The 25,065-nt window shown below is 54.8% G+C and carries 19 protein-coding genes; 6 read left to right on the forward strand and 13 right to left on the reverse strand.

Annotation, left to right across the window (positions count from 1 at the left end; genetic code table 11):
* The 7 genes from AUP42_RS04680 to soxR all read right to left on the reverse strand — a co-directional run.
* Window positions 1-5,084, reverse strand: a 5,084-nt coding sequence (locus AUP42_RS04680; protein WP_231858164.1) for a beta strand repeat-containing protein, incomplete at its 3' end; no start/stop codon positions are given.
* 146 nt (window positions 5,085-5,230) lie between these two features.
* The gene (locus tag AUP42_RS04685) at window positions 5,231-6,583 is read right to left on the reverse strand and encodes an HlyD family type I secretion periplasmic adaptor subunit (RefSeq protein WP_062949414.1); all 1,353 of its coding nucleotides are present in this window, start codon (window positions 6,581-6,583) and stop codon (window positions 5,231-5,233) included.
* On the reverse strand, window positions 6,580-8,718 hold the full coding sequence (locus AUP42_RS04690) for a peptidase domain-containing ABC transporter (RefSeq protein WP_062949416.1): 2,139 nt from the start codon (window positions 8,716-8,718) through the stop codon (window positions 6,580-6,582). The genes AUP42_RS04685 and AUP42_RS04690 overlap by 4 nt, the downstream gene beginning before the upstream one ends.
* On the reverse strand, window positions 8,715-10,430 hold the full coding sequence (locus tag AUP42_RS04695; protein WP_062949418.1) for a peptidase domain-containing ABC transporter: 1,716 nt from the start codon (window positions 10,428-10,430) through the stop codon (window positions 8,715-8,717). The genes AUP42_RS04690 and AUP42_RS04695 overlap by 4 nt, the downstream gene beginning before the upstream one ends.
* Window positions 10,431-10,605: 175 nt before the next feature.
* Window positions 10,606-11,010 carry an RNA-binding S4 domain-containing protein gene (locus AUP42_RS04700; RefSeq protein ID WP_062949420.1) on the reverse strand — a complete coding sequence of 135 codons (405 nt, stop codon included), beginning with the start codon at window positions 11,008-11,010 and terminating at the stop codon, window positions 10,606-10,608.
* 75 nt (window positions 11,011-11,085) lie between these two features.
* Window positions 11,086-13,941 (reverse strand): helicase-related protein, encoded by a 2,856-nt coding sequence (locus AUP42_RS04705; RefSeq protein WP_062949422.1) that lies wholly within the window; start codon window positions 13,939-13,941, stop codon window positions 11,086-11,088.
* A 130-nt stretch (window positions 13,942-14,071) separates the two neighbouring features.
* Complete coding sequence (gene soxR, locus AUP42_RS04710) at window positions 14,072-14,563, reverse strand: redox-sensitive transcriptional activator SoxR (RefSeq protein WP_062949423.1); 492 nt, start codon at window positions 14,561-14,563, stop codon at window positions 14,072-14,074.
* Between the two features lie 123 nt (window positions 14,564-14,686).
* On the opposite strand from soxR, the gene AUP42_RS04715 reads away from it, so the two are divergent.
* Entirely contained in the window at window positions 14,687-15,277 is a 591-nt protein-coding gene (locus AUP42_RS04715; RefSeq protein ID WP_062949425.1) for an NADPH-dependent FMN reductase, read from the forward strand.
* Window positions 15,274-15,600, forward strand: coding sequence for an antibiotic biosynthesis monooxygenase family protein (locus AUP42_RS04720; protein ID WP_062949427.1), 327 nt, complete (start codon window positions 15,274-15,276; stop codon window positions 15,598-15,600). The genes AUP42_RS04715 and AUP42_RS04720 overlap by 4 nt, the downstream gene beginning before the upstream one ends.
* A 92-nt stretch (window positions 15,601-15,692) precedes the next feature.
* On the opposite strand, the gene AUP42_RS04725 is transcribed toward AUP42_RS04720, so the two are convergent.
* Complete coding sequence (locus AUP42_RS04725; protein ID WP_062949429.1) at window positions 15,693-16,019, reverse strand: HPF/RaiA family ribosome-associated protein; 327 nt, start codon at window positions 16,017-16,019, stop codon at window positions 15,693-15,695.
* Window positions 16,020-16,295: 276 nt separating this feature from the next.
* Here AUP42_RS04725 and htpG point away from each other — a divergent pair, with 276 nt between their 5' ends.
* The 4 genes from htpG to AUP42_RS04745 all read left to right on the forward strand — a co-directional run bounded on the left by htpG (window position 16,296) and on the right by AUP42_RS04745 (window position 20,815).
* On the forward strand, window positions 16,296-18,179 hold the full coding sequence (htpG, locus tag AUP42_RS04730) for a molecular chaperone HtpG (RefSeq protein ID WP_062949431.1): 1,884 nt from the start codon (window positions 16,296-16,298) through the stop codon (window positions 18,177-18,179).
* A 121-nt stretch (window positions 18,180-18,300) separates the two neighbouring features.
* A complete protein-coding gene (locus tag AUP42_RS04735) occupies window positions 18,301-19,080 on the forward strand; it encodes an SDR family NAD(P)-dependent oxidoreductase (protein ID WP_062949433.1) in 780 nt (259 codons plus the stop codon).
* Between the two features lie 128 nt (window positions 19,081-19,208).
* Entirely contained in the window at window positions 19,209-20,534 is a 1,326-nt protein-coding gene (locus AUP42_RS04740) for a deoxyguanosinetriphosphate triphosphohydrolase (RefSeq protein ID WP_062949435.1), read from the forward strand.
* Window positions 20,535-20,584: 50 nt separating this feature from the next.
* On the forward strand, window positions 20,585-20,815 hold the full coding sequence (locus AUP42_RS04745; RefSeq protein WP_062949437.1) for a hypothetical protein: 231 nt from the start codon (window positions 20,585-20,587) through the stop codon (window positions 20,813-20,815).
* An 85-nt stretch (window positions 20,816-20,900) separates the two neighbouring features.
* Here AUP42_RS04745 and AUP42_RS04750 read toward each other — a convergent pair whose 3' ends face one another.
* The 5 genes from AUP42_RS04750 to AUP42_RS04775 all read right to left on the reverse strand — a co-directional run bounded on the left by AUP42_RS04750 (window position 20,901) and on the right by AUP42_RS04775 (window position 25,023).
* Window positions 20,901-21,098 (reverse strand): YqaE/Pmp3 family membrane protein, encoded by a 198-nt coding sequence (locus AUP42_RS04750; RefSeq protein WP_007088905.1) that lies wholly within the window; start codon window positions 21,096-21,098, stop codon window positions 20,901-20,903.
* 26 nt (window positions 21,099-21,124) lie between these two features.
* On the reverse strand, window positions 21,125-21,979 hold the full coding sequence (locus tag AUP42_RS04755; RefSeq protein ID WP_062949439.1) for an OmpA family protein: 855 nt from the start codon (window positions 21,977-21,979) through the stop codon (window positions 21,125-21,127).
* Window positions 21,980-22,459: 480 nt separating this feature from the next.
* Window positions 22,460-23,290: a hypothetical protein gene (locus AUP42_RS04765; RefSeq protein WP_062949612.1), complete on the reverse strand. Its 831-nt coding sequence runs from the start codon at window positions 23,288-23,290 to the stop codon at window positions 22,460-22,462.
* A gap of 177 nt (window positions 23,291-23,467) precedes the next feature.
* Window positions 23,468-24,265, reverse strand: a complete 798-nt coding sequence (gene xth / locus AUP42_RS04770; protein ID WP_037988136.1) for an exodeoxyribonuclease III — start codon at window positions 24,263-24,265, stop codon at window positions 23,468-23,470.
* A gap of 71 nt (window positions 24,266-24,336) precedes the next feature.
* Window positions 24,337-25,023 carry a fumarylacetoacetate hydrolase family protein gene (locus AUP42_RS04775; protein WP_062949443.1) on the reverse strand — a complete coding sequence of 229 codons (687 nt, stop codon included), beginning with the start codon at window positions 25,021-25,023 and terminating at the stop codon, window positions 24,337-24,339.
* Between the last annotated feature and the right edge of the window lie 42 nt (window positions 25,024-25,065).

Below are 25,065 nucleotides of genomic sequence, written 5' to 3' on the forward strand. Positions count from 1 at the left end.
AGGTCATCCGAAGCCAGCGTCCAAGTGCCATCACCATTGTCAGTACCCGCCGACAAAGTCGCGCCTTCCGGCACGCCACTAATCGTGACCGTCAGGACTTCGGAACCATCCGTCAGAGCCGTATCGATATCCAGTGCGATAGCACCGTCTTCGGTACCCGAGGCGTTCGAAACTTCCAGCGTCGGAGTGTCAGCAACACCGGAAACATTCACCGTGACAGAAGTCTGGGTCGTCGCACTATCTGCGCCTGCAACAGATGTTGCCGTTACCGCCAGATCAAAGCTGCCCGCGTAATCTTCCGGTGGCGTAATTGTAAGCCCTTCAAGCTGTTCCGGGTTTAACGTCCAGCTGCCATCACCGTTGTTGGTTCCCGCCGACAAAGTGGCACCTTCCGGCACGCCCGAAATCGTCACACTCAACGTCTCGGTCACATCCGAAAGCGCGGCATCAATATCGAGCGCTATTGTCGTATCCTCGTTGCCCGAGGCATTGTCCACCTCAAGCTCCGGTGCATCAGCAAGCGGGTTGAAAGCTTCACCATCAACAAAGACCTGAAGCTCTTCTATATTGGCAACTTCAACGCCAAGTGCGGCGAGTGCAAGACTGCTCCTGTCGCCGCCATTGATATGATTCTGCAGTTCCTGCAACGCGCTCAGTACATCCGGATCGGAAAGCTGCTCTCCTGTCAGATGAAGCTTGAGGATGTCGGTATTACCGCTGCCATCGACAAGGCCGGTCTGTCCGCTTTCGGGCTCGATCGTATATTCCAGAATGTCGTTGCCCGATCCGCCATCAAGCGTGTCGCCACCCGATCCGGTCAGCGTATCGTCCCACGAACCGCCCGACAGCACATCGGTGCCTTCGCCCCCATCAAGCGTGTCGTTGCCACTGCCACCTTCAAGGGTATCATCACCCGCACCACCAGTAATGATGTCTTCGCCACTGCCACCGTCGAGGTAATCATTCCCCTCGCCACCGGCAATCGTATCGTGCCCGGTACCACCATGAACGCTATCGTCTCCGGCACCAGCATCAATCGTATCATGGCCATCACCACCATAAATCGTATCGTTGCCCGCACCCGATGCGATACTGTCGTGATCCCAGCCGCCTTCGATGTAATCGTCGGTATCACCGCCAGTGATCTGATCCTTGCCATCGCTGCCAATGATGGTCTCTCGCCCGTCCGATATGACATCAACAGTTATGGTATTCGAAACGCTCTGGCTGTCCGTTCCATCAGTCGAAGTCACCGTCACACCGAGGTCAAATGATCCCCAATATTCGTCTGGCGGGGTAATCGCCAGGCCATTCAGGTCTTCAGCAGCTAGAGTCCAACTACCATCACCATTGTCGGTGCCGGCAGACAAGGTCGCACCGTCCGGCACGCCAAAGATCGTGACGGTCAGGACTTCGGATCCATCTGTCAGGCCTGTATCGATATCAAGTGCTATGGCAGAATCTTCGTTGCCAGATGCATTCGCAACATCAAGTGTCGGCGCATCGGCAACGCCTGCAACATCAACCGTAATGCTGCCTGTTGTGGTCGCAACATCGTCACCATCCGCTGACTGCGCGGTCACGCCGAGATCAAACGAACCGCTGAAATCATCCGCCGGGGTAAGCGTCAGTCCTGCAAGCTGATCGGGACTTAGTGTCCAGCTACCGTAACCATTATCAGTACCCGCAGACAGGCTCGCACCTTCCGGCACACCGGAGATGGTGACTGTCATAACTTCACTGGCATCGGTCAGACCGGCATCAATATCCAGAGCGATAGCAGAATCTTCAGAGCCATTGGCATCTGACACACCCAAAGTCGGCGCATCGGCTACACCAGCAACATCTACCGTGATCGTGCCACTACTCGTCGCAACATCTTCGCCATCGGCAGACTGGGCGGTCACGTTGAGATCAAACGAGCCGCTGAAGTCTTCAGCAGGCGTGATCGTCAAACCGTCAAGGTCATCCGAACCCAGCGTCCATGTGCCATCACCATTGTCGGTGCCCGCCGACAGGGTTGCGCCTTCCGGAACTCCGCTAATCGTGACGGTCAAAACTTCGCTAGAGTCCGTGAGACCAGCATCAATATCCAGCGCGATGGCGGAATCTTCCGAACCACTCGACTCAGAGACGTTCAAAGTCGGCGCATCGGCGACACCGGCAACATCAACCGTAATGCTGCCTGTTGTGGTAGCAACATCGTCACCATCCGCTGACTGCGCGGTCACCGTCAGATCAAACGATCCACTGAAATCATCCGCCGGGGTAATCGTCAGACTGTTCAGGTCAGCCGCCGACATTGTCCAGCTACCGTCACCGTTATCGGTACCGGCAGACAAGGTCGCACCATCCGGCACGCCACTAATCGTAACGGTTAGAACTTCGGAGCTATCCGTCAGGCCTGCGTCAATATCGAGCGCAATAGCCGAATCTTCCAAACCACTGGCGTCGGAGATCTCCAGTGTCGGCGCATCGGCAACACCTGCGACATCAACAGTAATCGTACCCGCAGTTGTCGCAATGTCGCTGCCATCCGCAGATTGCGCGGTGACTGTCAGATCAAACGACCCGCTAAAATCATCCGCTGGTGTGATCGTCAGGCCTGCGAGCTGATCGGAACTCAGAGTCCAGCTACCATCACCATTATCGGTACCTGCAGACAAGGTCGCACCTTCCGGAACGTCGCTAATCGTGACGGTCAAAACTTCGCTAGAGTCCGTGAGACCCGTATCAATATCCAGCGCAATAACCGAATCTTCGGAACCACTTGCGTCAGAGAGCTCCAATGTCGGCGCATCAGCAACGCCTGCAACGTCAACCGTAATCGTATCCGTCATGGTGGCGACGTCTTCGCCATCAGCAGACTGCGCAGAAACTGTCAGATCAAACGATCCGCTGAAGTCATTCGCAGGCGTGATCGTCAGACCGTCAAGATCATCCGAACCCAGCGTCCATGTCCCGTCACCATTGTCTGTACCCGCCGACAGGGTAGCACCATCCGGAACACCAGAGATCGTGACCGTCAGGACTTCGGAACCATCCGTCAGAGCCGTATCGATATCCAGTGCGATAGCACCGTCTTCGTTACCCGAGGCGTTCGAAACTTCCAGCGTCGGAGTGTCAGCAACACCGGAAACATCAACAGTAATGCTGCCCGTGGTGGTCGCGACATCTCCACCATCTGCAGACTGGGCGGTGATCGTAAGATCAAACGATCCGCTAAAATCATCCGCTGGCGTGATAGCCAAACCGTTCAGATCCGCAGCAGACAATGTCCAGCTGCCGTCTCCATTATCGGTACCTGCAGACAAAGTCGCGCCTTCCGGCACGCCACTAATCGTGACGGTCAATACTTCAGATGAATCTGTAAGACCCGCATCGATATCCAGTGCAATGCCGCTGTCTTCGGAACCAGTGGGGTTCGAAACTCCCAGCGTCGGAGTGTCAGCAACACCTGCAACATCGACCGTGATCGTACTGCTAGTCGTCGCAACGTCTTCGCCATCGGCAGACGTCGCCATCACGCCAAGCTCGAAACTGCCAGAAAAGTCATTCGCAGGCGTAATCGTCAGACCATTCAGGTCCTCGGCAGACAGCGTCCAGGTGCCATCACCATTGTCAGTACCCGCCGACAGGGTTGCACCATCCGGAACGCCACTAATCGTGATAGTCAGGACTTCAGATGCATCTGTCAGCCCCGCATCGATATTCAGCGTAATAGCCGAATCTTCGGAACCACTTGCATCAGAAGCCGCCAATGTCGGCGCATCCGCGACACCGGCAACATCAACCGTAATCTCTTCGACTACGACTGCGCTATCCGTGCCGTCAATTGTCGAGACAGATACGGTCAGGTCGAAGCTGCCGCTGAAATTTTCACCGGGTGTGATCGTCAGGCCGTCGAGGTCGGCGACATCAAGGGTCCAGGTTCCATCTCCATTATCGGTTCCGGCAGACAGGGTTGCACCATCGAGCACGCCTGAGATGGTGATCGAAATGCCCTCGTTCGCGTCAAGCAGTTCGGTATCAATCGACAGCGCTATCGCGCTGTCTTCCTCGCCAGATGCATCGCTGACATCCAGCGTCGCACCATCCGCAACAGCCGCGACATCAACCGTGAAGGATGTACTTGTGGAGGATTTGCTGCCGTTTGCCTCGGTGCTGGTTGCGGTCACCGAAAGATCGAAACTGCCATTGTAATTTTCGCCCGGCGTTATCGTGAGGCCCGCGAGCTGCCCTAGCGTCAGCGTCCAGGTACCGTTACCGTTATTCGTGCCCGCTGACAAAACCGCGCCATCAGGCACACCCGAGATCGTGATCGAGAGTGTTTCGTTTCCACCATCAAGGTCACGAAGAGCTGCGGACACGTCAAGCGAGATCGCGCTGTCTTCATCGCCGATAACATCTGCTGCCGACAGGCTGGGTGCATCGGCAACTTTTGCCACTTCGACCTGAGGCTCCTCCTCCAGAGCGTCATTTGCGTCGTCAGAGGCAACCGCGCCTGCAGGTACCGCGTTTTCGGAAGCTTCTGGCGTTGCCTGCACAACGAAATCGGGTTCAGAATTTTCTCCCGATCGGCCTCGACCACCTTCACGCGCGCCAGGAATCGTTGTTGTGTCCGGTGTGGAAACCGGTTGCAGGTTCTGCGGATTGCCTGTTTCACCACCACGAAGGGAGATCGGCTCCCGGCCGGAACTGCCATCAGCGGTTTCAGATCCCTCGCCAACCGTGTCTATGTTGTTTTCAAGTTCTGTGCGCTCGGACTCGGCCAGAGTCTGCTTTTCGGTCGCCTCGGCCTGGATTGTTTCCTCTGCCCGCTTGTCACCGGCATTGCGGCGGCGAAACTCGCGCTGCTGTTCGCCTTGCGGGTTATTGACCTGATTGCCGTAATGAACATTGCCAAGCTGTTCGTTGGAACCGGCCCCGTCCCCATCCTGATCGCCATGCAGTTCGACATGTTCGTCCGCATCATCGTCACCGCGATCATCACGCATAAGATCATCACCGCCGGTACCGGTGTCTGACCGGTTGCCGTCCAGTTCATTGCGAGTGTCTTCTGCGTCGCGAGGATCGTCCGCCATCTAACCCATTCTCCGAGAAATGCGGGAAGGGAATCCCTGATCCGCATTTCTATACAAAAGTATAGAATTCTCTGTTTTACTAGAGAAACTTGCGGCCAGGCAGTAGAAATGAAATGAACATTTCCAGCGGGACCATTTATGAAAACTCAGCGTTCGCTAAATGCCTGATCAAGCGAGACATAAACCGGCTTGAGCAGATATTGCAGCAATGTCCTTTCACCCGTCTGGATGTCGGCCTGAACCGTCATGCCAGGGATAATCGGCTGAGCGCGGGCACCCTCACCGACCCGGTCGGAATCAAGTGCCACCCTTCCTTTATAATACGGTCGGCCTTCTTCATCAACAAAAGTAGAGGCCGATATCGATACCAATTCACCACTTATACTACCATATCGTATATAATCAAACGCACTGACTTTAACAGTCACCGGCTGCCCCAAATGGACATGGCCGATATCCTCGGTCGAAATCCGGGTTTCGGCGACCAGCGCCTCGTCAGTTGGCACCAGTTCCATGACCACCTGTGCCGGAGCAATAACCCCACCAATCGTCGTAAATTGCAGCCCCTTGATATAACCTTTGGATGGCGCGCGAATTTCAAGTCGCGCGACCCTGTCCTTAAGCTTGCGCAGGGCCTCATCAGCCTGGGCAATTTCACCACCAAGCCGACCGAGTTCACTCAGCGCTTCCTCGCGCTGACTGTGTTCCAATTCATTCTGACGCAAGTTGGCTTCGGCGATGGTTTCGCGTGCACGTGCCATTTCCGCAACCACGCCCGAAAGATTGCCCTGCGCCTCGTTCAGTTCGCGCTGGATATTCAGGAACAGCACCTTGGAGTTCAGGCCCTGTTCATAGAGCGAGCGACGCATCGTTACTTCCTGATTGAGCAGGTCGACAGAACGGCGCAATGTAGCTTCCTGTTGCTGGAGCTGGGCCAGTTCGGCATTGCGCTCCTTGATCTGGACTTCGAGGATTTCGCGCTGACTGCTATCAAGATCGGTCTTGATCCGATAGATTTCCTGCTGATTCTTTGCCAGTTCAGGATACCGGTCTATCAGAAGGGTAAAATCGGGTTCACGCGATTCTGCAAGTGCGCGATAACGTTCGGCTTCAAGACGCAGGCTCGCCAGTTTGGTTTCGGCCTGCGACAATTCTGCCTGCGATGCCTCGGGTTTCAGGCGCATCAGAACCTGATCTTTCTCGACCAGATCACCGTCACGTACCATGATTTCGGAAATGATCCCGCCTTCAAGATGCTGGATCTTGTTGACCGCACCGGTCGGCATCACCTGCCCGAAGGTGGTTGCCGTTTCCTTGATCTGAGTGGTTGCCGCCCACGCGACCAGGGCGATGAAACCAACCGAAAGCATGACCATTGCCGAACGGACAAAGACAGAAATTCCGCCTTCTTCCAGCAATACAGCATGTGACAGATAGCGTGCCATGCGGCGCGACTGGCGGAACCGTTCTATTGCGGTGTTCTGAACTGCTTCGCTCATAGGAAACCTCCGTCAAGCACCTGCTGCTTGATGCGAGCAGGCGGTGCATCGGCGCGCACCTGCCCGGCTTCAAGAACAATTATGCGGTCGGCCAGATCAAGGTGGCTGGGCCGATGGGTAATGAGGAAAATCGTCGATCCGCCGCGCAGGCGATTGATCGCATGCTGGAATGCCCGATCCGCTTTCTGATCCAAACCATTGGTGGGCTCGTCAAACAGGATGATCGGAGCTTCGCGGACAAAGGCACGCGCCAGCGCAAGTCGCTGCAGGAAGCTCGCCGAAAAGCGCGACGAATGCTGATCCCCGATCCGGGTTTCAAAACCATCTGGCAATGCCTCGATTTCGGAAAGAATGCCCGCGGACATACAGGCCATCCGCAATTCATCCGGCGATGCGATCGGGTTGGCAAGGCGCAGGTTTTGCGCAATTGATCCGCGGAAAAATTCAACATCCTGCGGCACATAGGAAATCGACTGACGCAGGGTTTGCGGGTCCATCTGGCGAATATCCGCCCCGTCAATCAGGACCGCCCCGGCCTGTGGCTGATACATCCCGGCGATCAATTTGATCAGCGATGACTTGCCGGCCCCGTTCGATCCAACAACCGCAACCACCTGCCCGGCCTTGATATCGAAATTCACGCCAACAAGTGCCGGATCGGAGTCCGGCGTATAACGGAAACTGACACGCGAGAAGGTGACATTGCCTTCAAACCGGCGTTGACCAACGGTACGCGGCACCAGATCACGTTCCGGCGCAAGGGTCATCAGACGGTTTATCTGCCGGACAGACCCGCGAAGCTGGGCAAGACGCGGCATGCCGACAAATGCCTGATTGATCGGGCCAAGAACACGCCACGCCAGCATCATCGATGCCACCAGCGCACCGATAGTCATTGAACCGGCCATCACCTGCGCTGCACCAAAGGCAAGAATAAGCGCACCGGCAGAAATCATCAAAATCTGGGCAGACGTGTTGATCACATTATTGACCATCGCCACCCGGAATCCGGCATAGGCCGTATCGGCCGAAATATCGCGAAACCGCGACAACCAGCGATGTTCTGCACCGGTATATTTCAGCGCCTGCATTTTACCGACTGTCTCGACAAGGAATTCCTGCCGGTTCGCACCATTGCGGCCAAGTTCCGAAACCCGTCGCGATACGACCGGGAAGGACACCATGCCGATCAGCACAAAAACAACAATCAGCCCAATCGGAATAAGGGCAAGCCAGCCTCCAAGGATTGCCAGCACGATCAGGAAGATCGGCAGGAACGGCATTTCAAGAATGACAAGCGCCATTGGTCCGCTGAAGAATTCACGCACGCTTTCAAAATCGCGAATGCGCGATATCTGCACCCCGACCGGTGCCCGTTCGGTAAAGGCCGGAGGCAGGGACAAAAGACGTTCGAAAATGGCACTGCTGACAAGGGTATCAAGGCGCGCACCAAAATGGCAGACCATCTGACTGCGCAAATTGCGCAAGACCCAGTCAAGGATCAGGACAATACCCATGCCAATCCCGAACTGGATTAGCATCGGGATGGATCGCGTGCCGATAACCCGGTCATATATCCCCATGACAAACAGCGGGCTGGCCAAGGCCATAAGATTGAGCGTCAGGGTAATCAGCAAAAGCTGTCCACCAAGAGCAGAAAACCTGTCCGTAATTCCGCCGAACCAGCCACGCTTGTCATCTTCAAAGAATCGCTCGTTCCGGCCAGCTTGGGTGAACTGAAACAACCGCCCGGGCAGATTGCCAGGTTGGATCACCTTTTCGCGGCTGGTGCCGCCATCAAAGACACGGATGCCAACATTTTCCGGCTTGATCACCACAAGGGCTGTGCCGTTATCGGGCACAAACAGGCAGGGCATCAGGCGATCATCAATCCGGTCAAATGTGGTATCAATCTCGCGCGAGCGGTAATTCAGGTTCGCCAGCACATTGCGAAAATCGGTAAGATCAAGTGCCTCATCCATATGCGGCAATGCTTCAGCAACCTGACGGGGCAGCCCGCGCCAGCCAAGCGCCTGCAATAGCGGCCAAAGACAGGCATCGAAATCCGACTGGGCGTCGTGGCTCGCAAGCCCCATACGGTAGTTCAGCGCGAAATCCATGTTTTCGATATTCATGACCGGGCCTCCGCGCGTTCGACTTCTTCCGCCTCGATCACCGGCTGGGTTCCGCTTCGCCGCAAAACCGGCACCAGACGTTTTTCAATCAGGCGATATTGCCTGTCGGCAAGGGCGATCAACGATGGGCGGTGCGACACCATCACCAGCGTACAATGCTTGCGAAGTTCAATCAGCAGACCAGCCAGAATGTTATCGCCAGCAATATCAAGCGAACTGTTGGCTTCGTCGAACAGTACAATCCGCGGATAATCGATCAGTGCACGGGCAATTGCGATACGCTGTTTGACACCGCGCGGAAGGGTTTCGGATGCCTGTCCGCCCACCTCGGTGTCATAACCGCTTGGCATACGCATCACGATTTCATCAAGCCCCAGACGTTTGGAAATTTCAACTACGCGATCACTGCCAATTTCCTTGCGGAAAGATGTGATGTTTTCAAGGATCGTTCCCTTGAACATCACACCATGTTGCGGCAGATAGGCAATCTGCTTGCGGATCGATTCCGATGCGTATTTCTGAGGATCCCGGCCATCAAGCCGCACCGTACCGCTATCGGGGCGCAAGGCCCCCATAAGAAGCCACAGCAAAGTGGTTTTGCCGGTTCCATTCTCACCGGTGATCGCCACTGACTCGCCCGGCTGGATCGAAAGTGTCAGATTTTCAAAAATTTTCTCCCCACCAGTATGCGAGAAACTGACACCGTCAAGCTCTATACGTCCGTCGAGTGGCGGCATTTCAGCAGCATCTTCGGCGTCTTCGGGGGGTAATCGGAAAAGTTCGCGACAACGATCACGTGCAACGCGAATATTCTGAAACTGGGTCCAAAGCCCCATGGCACGTTGCAGCGGCTGGATCGAACGCCCGGCCAGCATGGTGCATGCCGCCAGACCGCCGACCGTCAGATCGGCATCAATAACAAGAAGACTGCCAACACCGGCAACCAGGATCATGGTGATCATCGAAAAGCTGGCACTGGAATTGATCGCGGCGTGGGCACAGCGCGCCGCGGAAAGGTCATCCTCGGAACACTGGTTCTGCAACTGGTCATGACGACGGATCATCATGTTTTCCATCGCCATTGCCTTGATGGTGTGAATACCGGTCAGGGTTTCGATGATGAAATTGTAACGCCGCTCGTCGGCCTGACTGCGTTCATCAAGAGCCTGGCGCAATCGCCGCCCCAGTACCATCGCCGTCAACATGAAGGCCATCAGAATAACCAGGGGAACAATGACAAGCTTGCCCCCGATAATCGCGATCAGACCAAGGAACAGAGCGATGAATGGCAGATCAATGACGGCCCCGATAGCCTGCCCGGCATAGAAATCACGCAGGACATTCAGACTGTTCAACCGCTGCAGATGCAAACCCGGCGCTGTTTTCTCGTAGTCGGAAAGACTGGTCGCCAACAGATGGCCAACCGCAGATTGCGAACTTCTATGTTCGAACTTGGCTGCCGACAGCGATGAAATATAGGCACGTCCCAGACGCAGGATGGCCTCAAGCGCCAGCGCACCAAACACCCCCAGCACCAGCAGGGTCAAAGTCGGAATGGCATTATGTGGCAGCACACGGTCATAGACCTGCAACAGGGTCACGGGCAAAGCCAGCGACAAAAGGTTGATCACAAGTGCTGCGAGCAGAATGGTAAAACGGCCCGCGCCCAGATGCGACAACGTCCCTATATGCAGGCCAGGCTTGCGTTTCATAACGCCGTTATTCTCCAAGTCCGAGCGAAACCATACTAAAGTGGGTGTATTATACCTTAATATAGGATCAATAACCCAAGCCTAAGCCCGAGGCAAGAAAATCCTGAAGGTTCTACAACCCGATATATTGTTCGCGCCGTACCTGGCGTTAGATCAGATTACTGCGTGTAAAATACTATTCATCGCCACGCAACCGGTCTGTTGCGCGCCTTTCGGCTTTTGTCGGACGACCGCTTCCGGCTTCACGTTCGGCAATCGGGGCGGTTCGGATATCCGATGCAACTTCCTTTTTCGCCACACGCGGCGGGGAATGATCAACATAAAGCAACTGGGCTTCGGGGGCTGGTCCGCGACGCTCCCCCGGTGCCACCACCTCGATCACCCGCAAATGCGGCCCCTGAAAGAATTGCAGCCTGTCCCCGGCCACAACCGTCACACTGGCCTTGGACACCGATTGCCCGTTCAGCACGATATGGCCCGACTGGCATGCCTTGCTGGCAAGCGAGCGGGTCTTATAGAACCGCGCATACCATAGCCATTTGTCTATACGGACCTTGCCGCCTGTCTGATCAATTGTCATGGATTGTTTTTACCATCCCCAAAGCAGAACGGCGACCCCCCAAAGGGTCGCCGTGGTGCCGAAAACAGTTCGGGGTTACCCCTTTGCCGCCAGCATTTCCTTCAGCTTGGCGAAAGGTGAATCCTCGTTGATCTGGTTGTTTTTGGCCGGGGCGTTATTAGGACGTCCCTGCCTGCCGCCGGAACGGTCGTCACCCTTGTTCGGGCCGCCACGATTCGGGCGCTGCCCCCCTTTACCTTTGGGGGCACCTTTGCCGCGCGCGTCCTGACGTGGTCCACCACGCTGGCCTTTGCCGCTGGGACCACCGCGCTTGCGGCGATCAACACGGACAAAATATTTCACCTCGACGAATTCCGGCTCAGCCTCGGCCTCTCCGGCTTCCGGTGCAGCTTCGGTTGTCGTTTTACTGACTTCTTCTGCAGTCTCGGCAGGAGCTTCTTCCGCGACTTCCGCCGGAGCTTCGGTATCAGTCGGGCCATCGGCAGCTAATGCAACAGGTTCAGCAGCCTTTTTCGCAGCTTCCTTGGCATCAAGTTCAGCCTTGCTGACCTTGACCACCTCGGCACGCCAGCCAAGGGCGGTGAACACACCTTCTGCCTGCTCGACCGTGCAGCCAAGAAGCGACAGCAGATCCGGATCCGGTTTGACCTTGCCATCATTTTCGCGTGCCTTCTGGCGCAGCAACGCAGCAAAACGTTCCAGCATGTCTACACGTGCGGCAAGCGGGCCAACAGGCATGTAACCTGCCGCCAGATAGAAGCCCTTGGAATTGCTGCGATCATTTGGAACCGACGTCCGGCCTGCCGGCGGCAGTTCCGGAAGCGCATCCAGTTCGCGCGAAATCGCCCAAAGAATACCACGCAGTTCCACAGGATCAGGTTTCAGCGCATCCAGCACATGAACCGTTTCAACGCCCAGACGCACGCCAAGCTTGGCCAGCGCCTTGCGATCCTCGTCTGAAAGATCCTTGATCAGGCTTTCAAGATCGGCACGCGGCACACAGCCCAAGCCTTCGTTCAACTGGAACAGAAGGCCACGAATCGGGCCTGGCAACTGACAATCGCGCAGGCGGGTCAGCATTTTCAGACGCGCTTCGATATGGGCGTTGACGAAATTCTGAAGACGGGTACGCACGCGTTCGCGGGTCGGACCATCAAAGAACTCGCTGTCAATGACCTGGACATCAGGGCTGAGGACGGTGTCGCCCTTTTTCAGTCCACCGACAACCGCCCCGTTCCACAGGACTTCCAGTTGGCCATTCACCGCGAATTTATCGTCTTCATCGGTTTCCAGTTGTTTGACACGCTGGGCAATTTCGCCAGTCAGTGCACGACGTGCAGCACTGGCGATAGCCTTGCCTTCAAACGCAGCATCGGTTTCATCGGCGATGAAACGGAATCCTTCCAGTCGGCCGACGTATTCACCTTCGACCTGGACTTCACCATTCGCAGTGATGGTAGACATGAGTTCAGACTTGTCCTTGAGACTTTTCAATAAAACCGAAGTTCGTCTGTCAACGAACCTTTGGGTCAGGCGTTCATGTAGCACATCAGAGAGCTTATCCTCAATGGCCCGCGTACGTTCCTGCCAATGATTGGCATCTTCGAGCCAGTGATGCTTGTGCGATACATAAGTCCAGACGCGAATACCCGCCAACCGTGATGACAACTGATCAATATCACCATCATAACGGTCCAGGCGCAAGACTTGTTCGCCTAACCAGTCGACCGGCAGTTTGCTATTTGGTTTTGCCAGATAGCGATAGATGGATGTTAGCAGCCTTGGATGGGCATCGGTATGGATATTTCTGAAGTCCGGAATCTGGCAGACTTCCCACAATAGTTGCACCCGATCCGGGGCCGATGCGATGCGCGCAACGTCTTCGTTGTGCGCCAGATGCGCCAGCATGACTTCATCGACCGGTTCGCGCGCCAGAACAAGCGTCGGATTGTCCGACCGCTTGCGCAGCGATTTCTGCAGGGCATCGACGGTTCTGAAATCTAGTCGCGCATTGCGCCAGAAGACTTTGGCAAGCGGTTCGAACTCGTGGGCTTCGATCTGTTCGATAATATCGGGATCAATCCCCGAAAGATTACCCGTAACGCCAAAGGTCCCGTCATTCATATGACGTCCGGCACGCCCGGCAATCTGGGCGGTTTCAGCCGCCGAAAGCCCGCGATTGAATTGGCCGTCAAACTTGTGAAGGGCAGCAAAGGCCACATGGTTCAGTTCAAGGTTAAGGCCCATGCCGATGGCATCGGTCGCAATCAGATGTTCGACCTCGCCATTCTGGAACATCTCGACCTGGGCATTACGCGTGCGCGGGCTAAGCGCGCCAAGCACAACAGCCGCCCCGCCCTTTTGGCGGCGGACCAGTTCGGCAACGGCGTAAACTTCCTGTGCGGAGAATGTCACGACGGCGGACTGGGATGGCAGGCGCTGGATCTTTTTCGATCCGTTATAGGTCAGAGTCGAAAATCGTGCGCGCGTATCAAATTCGACATTGTCGATCAGCTGGCGGATCACCGGGCGGATCGTTTCCGCCCCCATGAACATGGTTTCGCTCATACCGCGCGCATGCAACAGCCGATCGGTAAAGACATGCCCGCGTTCGGGATCGGCACACATCTGGATTTCATCGATGGCCAGAAAATCAACCTGCTTGTTGATCGGCATGGCTTCCACGGTGCACAGGAAATAGCGTGCTGATTTCGGAAGAATGCGTTCTTCACCGGTGATCAGCGCCACCGCCCCCTTGCCAACACGGGCGACCGCGCGATCATAGTTTTCCCGTGCCAGAAGCCTAAGCGGAAAACCGATCATACCCGAGGTATGCGCCAACATCCGTTCCATGGCCAGATGGGTCTTGCCGGTGTTGGTGGGGCCCAGTATGGCAAGGATACGGGGACCGGTTCGGGTTGAAATCTGCATCAAACTTTTCCAGCAGGCATCGCGGATGATCTCGCGCGCCTAGTTCAATGCGCTTTTCAACACGCCGCATCGCACAATGTCAAGCATTCTGCCGTATCGGTCAGAGTATCCCAATGCATTCCGTTACGGATCAAGACGTTCCATCTGAGGGTTCGTGATCCTGTATGTCATCAAGTTCAAGCAAACGTGCCCCGGGACCATCCGTTGCCAGTTCATCCGACGGGTTGCGAAGCGGACAGTCGTTGATCGAAAGGCAGCCACACCCGATGCATTTACCCAGTTGATCGCGCAGCAGGGTCAATTGTTCGATCCGGCTATCCAGATCATCACGCCACCGCGACGAAAGCTTTTCCCAGTCCTGTGTTGTCGGCGCCCGGTTATTTGGCAGTCCTGATAACGCATTGCCTATTTCCGCCAAAGGAATGCCGGTGCGTTGCGCCACCTTTATGATCGCGACCCGGCGCAGGACACCGCGCGGAAAACGTCGTTGATTGCCATCCGTCCGGATCGAGGAAATCAGTCCCTTGCGCTCGTAAAAATGGATCGCCGATACCGCAAGTCCGCTTCTTTTTGCGACCTCCCCGACACTCAGATAGCGATGCAATACCCCGCTCTTTTCCATTTCCCTGCCCTTTTGTCATTCTTTTGTGATGCATTTCTGCATTCGAAATCTGCTATTGACCTAAACCAATGTTAAGGTTCTATAGAATGACTCCTTGTTGCAAAATAATCAAGGAGCCACGCCATGAAAGAGTCTTTCAATCTTGCTGTCATCTATGGCAGTGCCCGTGAAAACCGGTTCTGCGATACGGTTGCCGGATGGGCCGTCGAAATCCTGAAAAGTGATCCGGACTTGTCCATCGATGTGATTGATCCCGCCAAACTCGATCTGCCTTCGCGCCATGTTGGCAATACACATCCCGGCGTTGCCGAATTGCAAGCCAGTCTGGCCGAAGCCGACGCCTTTCTGGTTGTAACCCCGGAATACAATCACAGCTTTACCGGCGAACTGAAACTGCTGATCGATTCAGCCAAAGCCGAATGGCGGCGAAAGCCTGTGGCTTTTGTGTCCTATGGCGGAATGTCGGGTGGTTTGCGTGCCGTTGAACATCTGCGGCATGTTTTTGCCGAACTGCACGTCGTGACGATGCGCGACGTCGTCAGTTTCGCCAATGTATGGAACCTGTTTGATCCGGACGGCTATCCAATCGACAAGGCAGGAAGCGAAACAGCCCTGAGAAACATGGTCACCGATCTGAAATGGTGGGCCCGCACATTGCGCGATGGGCGCTATCCGCAAGTCAAAGCCGAACTGCTCGAAGTCGCAGCATCATGAACAGCGAAACCGAAACCGGCGATGAGATTGTCACAGTAAGTCTCGTGACACCAAAACCCGACAGAATTGACGAATTTATCGAAATTCAGACCGGCTTTCAGAAAAGTGTCGCGGGCCGGGTCAATGGATTGCTCGGCGGACGGCTGTTGCATTCAGAGGATGGCCGGTCGCTGATCATCATGTCGCGTTTCAAAACGCGCGAAGATCTTGCAAACTGGAGCACTTCGGAACTGTTTGCCGGTCACTTGGCCCGTGTCGGGCCGATGCTGGAACAGGCTGTGCCGGGCCGTTACACAGCACTCTGGCGTTCGGGCGATGTATAGCGGCCCCAACCACATCACATTGCCCAGAACATAAACGGAGCGGTCAGCCGACCGCTCCGTCATTTCATTTACTCGCTGTTGTTAACAGGGACCTAGTGGGCGCGCATCCGGTCGACATACTCCTTGAGCTGTCGGCGCGCGGCCTGATAGCTGTTTTTGAGCGCGATATAGACATCCTCATGGGCATGATCGGCACTATCGCGCTTAACCATAATCTCCTTACCCGGCACATTAATTCCGAAATGAACCGCATAGCGGTTTCCCTGTGCGTGGGATGCATGGGGTCTTTCCACGATGACATGACAACTTGTCATGCGGTCGAAGGTTTCTTCCAGTTTTTGCACCTTGAAGCGGATACGCTCGTCCAATGCATCTGATTGATCAACATCACGGTAGGTGATTTGAACGGGAACCTTCATATTGCGGCCTCCTGTTATAGAGCCTGAGACATTCACAAGGCATTGCACCTTGCAATTATCCGAAACGTTTGCCGTTTCGGGGCAGGACAGGACCTAAGACAACTTCCGCAAGCCTCACGCCCTGTAATGAAACCGTCTTTTTATATACTTAGGATACAGGGCTTGCGCTGCAAGATGCGTTGACGCATATCAAGCACTGCCTGACGGTTGCCAAATCGGGACCTGATCGCGCAAATTGCACATAGTGGATTGAAATTACAGGAGAACACAGAGGTCATGACGGAAGAAAAAATGCGGTTCGAGGCTGAAGTCAGCCGCCTGCTCGATATCGTTGTCCATTCGCTTTATTCGAACAAGGACATCTTCCTGCGCGAGCTCATTTCCAATGCTTCGGATGCCTGCGACAAGCTGCGCTACGAAGCAATTGCCAAGCCAGAACTGCTCGCCAGTGATTCGGAATTCAAGGTCCGCCTGCTGACCGACAATGTCCGCAATGTTCTAACGATTGCCGATAACGGGATCGGGATGAACAAGACCGACCTGATCGAAAACCTTGGCACGATTGCCAATTCCGGAACGGCAAAATTCGTCGAAGCACTGTCGAAATCTGACAAGGCCAAGGATGTAGACCTGATCGGTCAGTTCGGCGTCGGCTTCTATTCTGCCTTCATGGTCGCGGGTCAGGTCGAAGTCGTCACGAAAAAGGCCGGTGAAGATCAGGCGTGGAAATGGTCATCGGACGGCAAGGGCGAATACACCATCGCCGAAGCCGAAATGGAAGGCCATGGCACCCAGATCACCCTGCATCTGACCGATGATTTCAAGGAATTCACCGAAGAATACCGCCTGCGCCATATCGTCAAAACCTATTCCGATCATATCGGCATCCCGGTTGTGCTGATGAAGGCGGACGGCAATGACGAAACCCTGAACGAGGCATCGGCACTCTGGACCCGTCCGAAGTCCGACATCACCGACGAACAGTACAAGGAATTCTACAAACACAATTCGCATGCCTTCGACGATCCGTGGAAAACCATCCACTATCAGGCCGAAGGTGCGATTGAATATACCGGCCTTCTCTTCCTGCCGACCATGCGCCCGTTCGATCTTTATGATCCGGCGCGCAAAGGCCATCTGAAACTTTATGTCCGCAAGGTCTTCATCACCGAGGGCGCAGATGATCTGCTGCCGCCTTGGTTGCGCTTTGTATCCGGTGTTGTCGACAGCCAGGATCTGCCGCTGAACATTTCGCGTGAAATGCTGCAACACAACCCGGTCCTGACGAAAATCAAAAACGGCCTGACCAAAAAACTCCTGTCCGAACTTGAAACCGCATCGAAGAAAGACACCGAAGGTTTCGAAACCTTCTGGGAAAACTTCGGTTCTGTCGTCAAGGAAGGCCTGTATGAAGACTACACCAACCGCGACCGCATCCTGAAACTGGCACGTTTCCGTTCCACCCATTCCGATGGCTGGACAACGCTTGCCGACTATGTCACCCGCATGAAGGATGGTCAGAAGGCGATCTACTATATCAGCGGCGAAGACGTCGATGCGCTCAAACGCAGCCCGCAGCTTGAAGGTTTTGCCGCCAAGGGCATCGAAGTTCTGCTGCTGACCGACCCGGTGGATGAATTCTGGTTGCCATCCGTTGGCCAGTTTGAAGAAAAAGACTTCAAATCGGTCACCCGTGGCGGTGCAGACCTTGCTGATGTCAAGTCGGACGACAAGGACGACACCAAGGACGAGGAAAAAGACGATGCCGCATCCGACGCGTCACTGGACGCATTGATCGCATCGATCAAGATCGCACTTGGCACCAACATCAAGGATGTCCGTGAATCAGATCGCCTGACCAGTTCTGCCTGCTGCCTGATTGCCGATGAAACCGGTATGGATTTGCGGATGGAACGCCTGATGAAGCAGCACAACCGTGTTGACGAAATCAGCCCGCGCATCCTTGAAATCAACCCGAAACACAGCCTGATCAAAAAGCTGTCGGACATTGCCATCAATGACGCCAAGGCCCCGATCCTTAATGACGCCGCCCTCCTGTTACTTGATCAGGCCCGGATTCTGGAAGGCGAATCCCTGCCCGATCCGGTCAGCTTTGCCCGTCGCCTTGATCTGGTGATGGAAAAAGGTCTCGGTAGCTAGGCTCTCCCTGCCCACACCGTACAAAAGATGGCGGCGCGTCGATGGACGCGCCGCTTTCTTTTTGGCTATAACACCGAAACCGGCAAAGGCCATCAAAGGCCGAACAGGGAACGAAGCGACCATGAAACGACTTGAAAACCGGATTTGCATCATAACCGGTGCGGCGCGCGGCATTGGTGCTGCGATTTCAAAAGCCTTTATCAAAGAAGGTGCTGACGTCATAGCAACCGACCGAGACGAAGGTGCGCTTCTGGCATTTGCCAAGGAGACAGGTTGTAAAACCATGCGCCTTGATGTCGGCAACGAGGATGACTGGCAAAAACTTGCCGATGCCTATCCGGCCATTGATGTCATGGTCAACAATGCTGGCATTACTGGTTTTGAAGACAGCATCGTCGCACATGATCCGGAAAATGCATCACTTGCCGACTGGCGCGCAGTCCATCAGGTTAATCTTGACGGTACATTTATGGGGTGTCGCTACGCCATCAGGGCCATGCGCCAGCGTAAATCGGGCTCGATCATTAATGTTTCATCGCGCTCGGGAATGGTTGGCATTCCGGCTGCGGCGGCCTATGCCTCGTCCAAGGCAGCCATTCGCAATCACAGCAAAACTGTCGCGCTATATTGCGCACAACAGGGTTACAATATTCGCTGCAATTCAATCCATCCCGCCGCCATTCTGACACCGATGTGGGAACCGATGCTTGGCAACGGTCCGGATCGCGACGCCCGCATGGCAACCCTTGTCGCTGATACACCGGCCAAGCGTTTCGGCACCCCGGACGAAGTCGCGGCACTTGCCGTTTTGCTGGCATCGGATGAAGCCACTTACATGACGGGAACGGAACTGACAATTGATGGTGGATTGCTGGCCGGTTCGGCGGCAACGCCGGGATAATGTAAACGAGCATGAAATGAAGCATCGCCCGACATTTTAAGCCCGTCACTTTACGATTATGTCATGAAGTTTGCGCCATAGTGCGACACGAACATGTATGCGACCGATAGACTCAGGATGCAAAACCGATGATGAACTGGCAAAAATTGCTGTCGCCTGAACGTCTGGGCACACGACATTCAAGCGTCGGTGCGTTCGGTCGATCCGATTTTCACAAGGATTACGACCGGATCATTTTTTCGTCGGCATTCCGGCGTCTGCAACGCAAGACGCAGGTTCATCCGCTGCCTGAAAACGACAATGTCCATACCCGCCTGACCCATAGTCTTGAAGTATCCTGTGTGGCACGGTCCATGGGACTTATGGTCGGCCATCAATTGGCCGAAAAAGGCCACCTGCCCGACGGAATTGAACCCGATCATATGGCCGCCATTGTTCAGGCCGCCGCCCTTGCCCACGATATCGGCAATCCACCATTCGGCCATGCCGGGGAATATGCCGTGCGTCAGTGGTTTCTGGATGCCGACCCCAAATATCTTGCGCCGTTGTCAGAGGCCGAACGTGCCGATCTGACCACCTTTGAAGGCAATGCGCAGGGGTTCAGGTTACTGACCCATAAACGAAGCGGCCTTTATGACGGCGGCATGCGCCTGACCTATGCGACGCTGGCAAGTTTTGTAAAATATCCGTGGTCGGCGATTGGCAGTCCCTATCCTGAAAAAATGAAATTCGGTGCATTTCAGCGTGAAATGGATTTGCTGACCGAAGTCGCCGATGCCACCGGCCTGATCCGCACCGGGGCGCAATCATTTTGCCGTCATCCGCTGGTTTATCTGGTCGAGGCGGCCGATGATGTCTGTTATGCCCTGATTGATATCGAAGATGGCGTCGAACTGGAACTGGTTGATTTCAGCGTCTTTGAAAACCTGTTATTGCCCTGCATCCCGGGCGACATTCCCGCCGAATATCACCGTGAAACCAACATCCGGCGCAAGATGACCTTCCTGCGCGGCAAGATCATCACCGGGCTGCTCGATGCCCTGACCGATGCATTTGTCACCCGCGAAGAACTACTGCTGAACGGGGCCGTCGATGGTGATCTTCTGTCCTGTGCCGATGGTCCGTTCAACGAAATGATCGCCACCGCCAAACAGTTTTCCGAAAAGCAGATCATTCTGAACCGGCGCAAAGTCCAGATCGAGGTCGGCGCATTTGCCTGCCTTGAAACACTGCTTGATACCTTCTGCAAGACAGCACTTGAAATCCATCAGGCCAAGGATGACGCCGAGCTTTCCTATCGCACCGGGCGGGTTCGCGAACTGATCGGCAATGATTCAATGCCGGTCGGCGCACCGCTTTACAACCTGTATCTGACGATCCTAGATTACATATCGGGCATGACGGACGACTTTGCCGCCCGCCTTGCGCGCGATATCGGCGGCGGGCAGCATTGAAGCCAGACAGCAATCCTGACTGCCGGTTGAAAGCATAGGAAAGCGGGGCGATGTGGTTATTTGCACCTTTTATCGGCCGCTATCGCAGGCGTCTGGCTTTTCTGGCGGGCGCAGGACTGGCAGCCATCGTTTACGGATTGGTTGAACAAAGCACCCGACCGGAAGTGCAGGCATGGTACTGGCCCGGAATTGCTGGCTTTGTCACATTTGTGATCACACGCTTTACCGTCTCACAACTGATATCCCGGTTTATCGGCGGTGTTCGCCGCCACATGCATTAACAAAAAAGCAGGCCCGAAGGCCTGCCTTTCAGATGCAATGCGGTTACCCGCCAATCCTCAAAATACCTGAACGCGTTGCCGGGATTTAACCCTGCCCACCGCCCATGGCCTGACTGATTTTTTTGTCGGTATTGTACTGGCTCAGCGCATAAACTGCCCAGATCGCCGCCGGAATCCAGCCCAGAAGAGTAATCTGAAGGATCAGGCAGATGATGCCGGCGATTGGCCGCCCGATAGTAAAGAACAACAACCACGGCAGCAGAAGTGCGATGAGTAACCGCATGAATTCATCCTCTTTGTTGTGTCGGCTTACATGCCGTCTTCAAATTTGACTGTAACGACCCTGTTGCCCTGTTCGGCGACCCCATCGGCCGTCGGAACCGGTACATTGGCCTCACCACTGATGCTGATGGCAAGCTTGCTTGGGCTGATACCATGATCACGCAATGCCTTGACCACCGCATCGACACGCGATTTGGCAAGCATATCGTTATACATCGCATCCCCGGCACGGTCAGCATATGCCGTCAGACTGATCATTTTCGGATCGTATTTTTCATATGCCTCGACAATTCCGGTCACGACCGGCATTGCCTTGTCACCCAGAACAGCGCTGTCGAACGCGAAATAGATATTCATCGGTTCGGGCATCATCATTGGCGCGGCTTTGGCCATGCCCTCCGATGGGGCGATATCGGCCTGAACGATGGCAAGTGCCTGATAGAAAGCCGCACGGCAATTGTCGATATCTTCCTGCTGGATGTTTTCTTCAAGTTCCTGCATCCAGCAATCGAACCCAACCTGCGTACGCCCGGCCGCCTGTGGCGACTTGTCACGACCGCCGGCGTCGAATGCTGCCATCATATCAGCGCGTGCAACGCTGATTTCCGAGAGGCCATTTTCCGGCAGATCACGGTCTGCCAGCGGCTGTGGACCTGTATCCTGTCCCTTTGCCGCCATTTTCGCGCGGTTGGTGAAGTAACGTGCATCCACCCAGTCCGCCTCTTCATATTCTGCCTGGGCAAGATCGGAATAACCCTGATGAAGGGCTGCGTCGAAGGCCGAACCTTCATCGGCCATCCCGCGAACGCCCGGAATGTCCATATTGGCGCAGGCACCAAGAAATGCCGCAGCGGAAACAGCGAAAAGCAGTTTAGCTCTCATTGGTCTTCACTCCTTGTCTGGATGACGACAATAATGATCCCAATCCCAATCATTTTGTTTTCAGGATGCGCAACCAACCGGTTTATCCGGCTTGATGGCAAACGCCCCTGTGACCGGCACAAGATGCCGATCCGTATTTGGCGGTGCAAATCGTTGTCGATGACCAGATCGGAAAGGTGACCCGACCCCGAAAATAACCTTGTTCGGTTCGTATTACCGAACAGGGCTCCCCAAGACGACACCAGCCTTTGGTGAAATGTTTCCACACCCCAAAATATATGGAAACCAAATTCATGAAAAAAAGCAGGGGGATAGAGAAAATCGCACATCAGTAATATGCGGACTATCCTTATGCCGTGCGGTCAGGCCGTGAATTCGTTCCTAAAAAGAAAACAGAAGAAGCGATAACCGCTCCTTCCGCCAAGACATTGATTATACGGGTATTATTGAAATATCCCGTAATTCTGGTTCCGAGTCCCGTTATTCGGACGAACCGCCAAACAGTCCCTTGACCGCTTCACCAACTGCACCCGCACCGTTCTTGACCGCGCCGCCGGTCCCGGTGGCAGCACCTCCAATCAATCCGGTGACACCTTTGCCAAGGTCACCGACCCCCTGCAAAAGTCCATCGACATTCAGACTGGAAACCGATTTGAACACCGCGGTGTTAAGGGCGGTGATGATTTCTTCGGCGACTTGCGCCGGGGTCGCCCCGCCTTCTTCCTTGCCAATGTCCTTAAGGTGGATTTCAGGAAGTCCCGAAGACAGTTTTTTACCCTGCAGCATCGCGGCCGACACACTGACATTGCCGTTGCGGATATAGACATTATCAATCACGACCTTGGTACCCGAACCGTCATCGGCGGCGGTATCTGCCTTGTCGCCACCTGCACCGGTCGGGCCGGAGACACGCTGGACAAAGCTTTCAACATTGCGCTGAATGGTCGCGATGTTTGACGAACCCTGCCCCAATTCGTAGGTCACACTGGGCGCATCCACGATCACCTCGATCACGCGGATGGTATTGCTGGTAAGGGTCGAACCATCCAGTCGCACCGAAATATTGCCCAGCGAAAAGGCATGGTCGGTTTCAAAACCATCCGGGTTCCCGACAACCAGCCCGCCAATGGATGCCGTGTTCTGGGTGGTTTCAATCTTGACATTATCCACCGTCACATCGGCCAGCGTCACACGGGTTCCAGCCTCTTCGATGGTTGCTTTGACGATATTGTCAAGATTGACATAGACATACACCAGTCCGGCAACGACCAGCAAAATGATGGCTGCCAACGCGATGAGGATCTTTTTCATTGCCCGTATCCTGTTTTTTGTTTCATCGGGATAAAATTGCTTAAAGAATTGGGGACGTTCGTTTCCGGGTTCAATCAGAAGCTTCACCCCGGCACGCCCCGTGATCAAGACCTTTTAGACGAAAAAACAGCGGGCTGGATAAATCCGGCCCGCTGTTTGATGCTGAAAAAACGGTATTCAGATATTGAACTCGACAACCACCGGTGCATGATCGGATGGTTTTTCCCAGTCACGGGCAAGGTCATAGACCGATGCGGTACGAACCGATCCGGCCATATTCGGTGTCATCCAGACATGATCCAGACGACGCCCCTTGTTGCTGGCCCGCCAGTCGCGTGAACGATAGCTCCACCAGCTGAACAGTTTTTCCGGCTCTTCGACGATTTCACGCACCGAGTCCACGAAATCACCGGATTTACGGAATGCTTCGAGCTTTTCAACTTCAATCGGTGTGTGGCTGACAACTTTCAAAAGCTGCTTGTGCGACCAGACGTCATTTTCCGACGGGGCAATATTGAAATCCCCAACCAGAATGGCCTTGCGATCCGGGTCGGCAACCCGGCGTTCCGCCCACCAAGCGGTCATTTCATCAAGGAAGGAAAGTTTGTGGGCGAACTTTTCATTGATCGTCACATCCGGTTCATCGCCCCCGGCCGGGATGTAGAAATTGTGCAGCTCGACCCCGTTTTCAAACGTCACCATACAGTGACGGCGGTCTTCCTTGCCGCAGAAATGCCTGATATCGGTTTTGGCAAACGGCAAACGCGACAGGATCGCAACACCGTTATAGCTTTTCATGCCATGGTTATGACGATGAATGTAACCGGCGGCTTCGAATGCCTCGTGGGGGAAATGCTCGTCCGGGCATTTCAGTTCTTGAAGACACAGCGCATCGGGTTGTTGTTCTTCTAAAAACTTTATGACCTGTTCGATGCGCAATCGAACGGAATTGATATTCCAACTGACGATTTTCAAAACGGACTCCGTTTCCTGATGAGGTGAATTGGGCCCTGACCCTTTAATCCCGGTATCTCGATATCCTGATGCTATTTCAGCGTGACCGACAGTTCCGCAACACCAGCAATGACAACATCCATGCGATCACCGCGAACCACCTGACCGACACCTTCGGGCGTTCCGGTAAACAGCAGATCGCCGGCTTTAAGTTCGATCAGTGTCGAAAGATGCACCAGCGCATCAACCATCGGCCAGATCATCTTGGCCGTGGTATCATCCTGTTTGACCGATCCATTGACCGACAGTTTAAGATTGGTTGCCTGCGGATTACCGGCATCGGACTTGGGCCGGATTGCCGAAATCGCGGCACAATCATCAAAGGACTTTGCCATATCCCATGGCAAACGACGGTCCTTAAGACCGGCCTGCACATCACGGCGTGTCATATCAAGGCCTGCGGCATATCCGAAAATGGCGGCTTCAACCGCTGCACGATCCAGATTCTTGCCACCCGCACCAAGGGCCACAACAAGCTCGCCCTCGTAATGCAGGTCTTCGGTACCCGACGGATAGGCAAGATCGCCATTCCCGACTTTAAGGCAGTCGGTCGGCTTCATGAAAATGCAGGGCGGAGTATCGGCGGGGTCGGAACCCATTTCGCGCACATGGTCGGCATAGTTCTTGCCGATGCAGAAGATGCGATTGACCGGAAAAAGCTGATCCGAATTCTGCACCGGAACGGTAACAGGTTTGGCAGCAGAAAAGACGAAACTCATGGTGGCCCCCTTGAAGGAAATCCTGATGGTAATATTGTCCTT

Origin of the sequence: Thalassospira lucentensis, from assembly GCF_001613805.1 — a bacterium.
Taxonomy (GTDB): domain Bacteria; phylum Pseudomonadota; class Alphaproteobacteria; order Rhodospirillales; family Thalassospiraceae; genus Thalassospira; species Thalassospira lucentensis_A.

Coding starts and splice junctions, on each gene's coding strand:
- AUP42_RS04685 (WP_062949414.1), bottom strand. CDS start 6,583: ATGAGCGAAGCAGTTCAGAACACCGCAATAGAACGGTTCCGCCAGTCG.
- AUP42_RS04690 (WP_062949416.1), bottom strand. CDS start 8,718: ATGAATATCGAAAACATGGATTTCGCGCTGAACTACCGTATGGGGCTT.
- AUP42_RS04695 (WP_062949418.1), bottom strand. CDS start 10,430: ATGAAACGCAAGCCTGGCCTGCATATAGGGACGTTGTCGCATCTGGGC.
- AUP42_RS04700 (WP_062949420.1), bottom strand. CDS start 11,010: ATGACAATTGATCAGACAGGCGGCAAGGTCCGTATAGACAAATGGCTA.
- AUP42_RS04705 (WP_062949422.1), bottom strand. CDS start 13,941: ATGCAGATTTCAACCCGAACCGGTCCCCGTATCCTTGCCATACTGGGC.
- soxR (WP_062949423.1), bottom strand. CDS start 14,563: ATGGAAAAGAGCGGGGTATTGCATCGCTATCTGAGTGTCGGGGAGGTC.
- AUP42_RS04715 (WP_062949425.1), top strand. CDS start 14,687: ATGAAAGAGTCTTTCAATCTTGCTGTCATCTATGGCAGTGCCCGTGAA.
- AUP42_RS04720 (WP_062949427.1), top strand. CDS start 15,274: ATGAACAGCGAAACCGAAACCGGCGATGAGATTGTCACAGTAAGTCTC.
- AUP42_RS04725 (WP_062949429.1), bottom strand. CDS start 16,019: ATGAAGGTTCCCGTTCAAATCACCTACCGTGATGTTGATCAATCAGAT.
- htpG (WP_062949431.1), top strand. CDS start 16,296: ATGACGGAAGAAAAAATGCGGTTCGAGGCTGAAGTCAGCCGCCTGCTC.
- AUP42_RS04735 (WP_062949433.1), top strand. CDS start 18,301: ATGAAACGACTTGAAAACCGGATTTGCATCATAACCGGTGCGGCGCGC.
- AUP42_RS04740 (WP_062949435.1), top strand. CDS start 19,209: ATGATGAACTGGCAAAAATTGCTGTCGCCTGAACGTCTGGGCACACGA.
- AUP42_RS04745 (WP_062949437.1), top strand. CDS start 20,585: ATGTGGTTATTTGCACCTTTTATCGGCCGCTATCGCAGGCGTCTGGCT.
- AUP42_RS04750 (WP_007088905.1), bottom strand. CDS start 21,098: ATGCGGTTACTCATCGCACTTCTGCTGCCGTGGTTGTTGTTCTTTACT.
- AUP42_RS04755 (WP_062949439.1), bottom strand. CDS start 21,979: ATGAGAGCTAAACTGCTTTTCGCTGTTTCCGCTGCGGCATTTCTTGGT.
- AUP42_RS04765 (WP_062949612.1), bottom strand. CDS start 23,290: ATGAAAAAGATCCTCATCGCGTTGGCAGCCATCATTTTGCTGGTCGTT.
- AUP42_RS04775 (WP_062949443.1), bottom strand. CDS start 25,023: ATGAGTTTCGTCTTTTCTGCTGCCAAACCTGTTACCGTTCCGGTGCAG.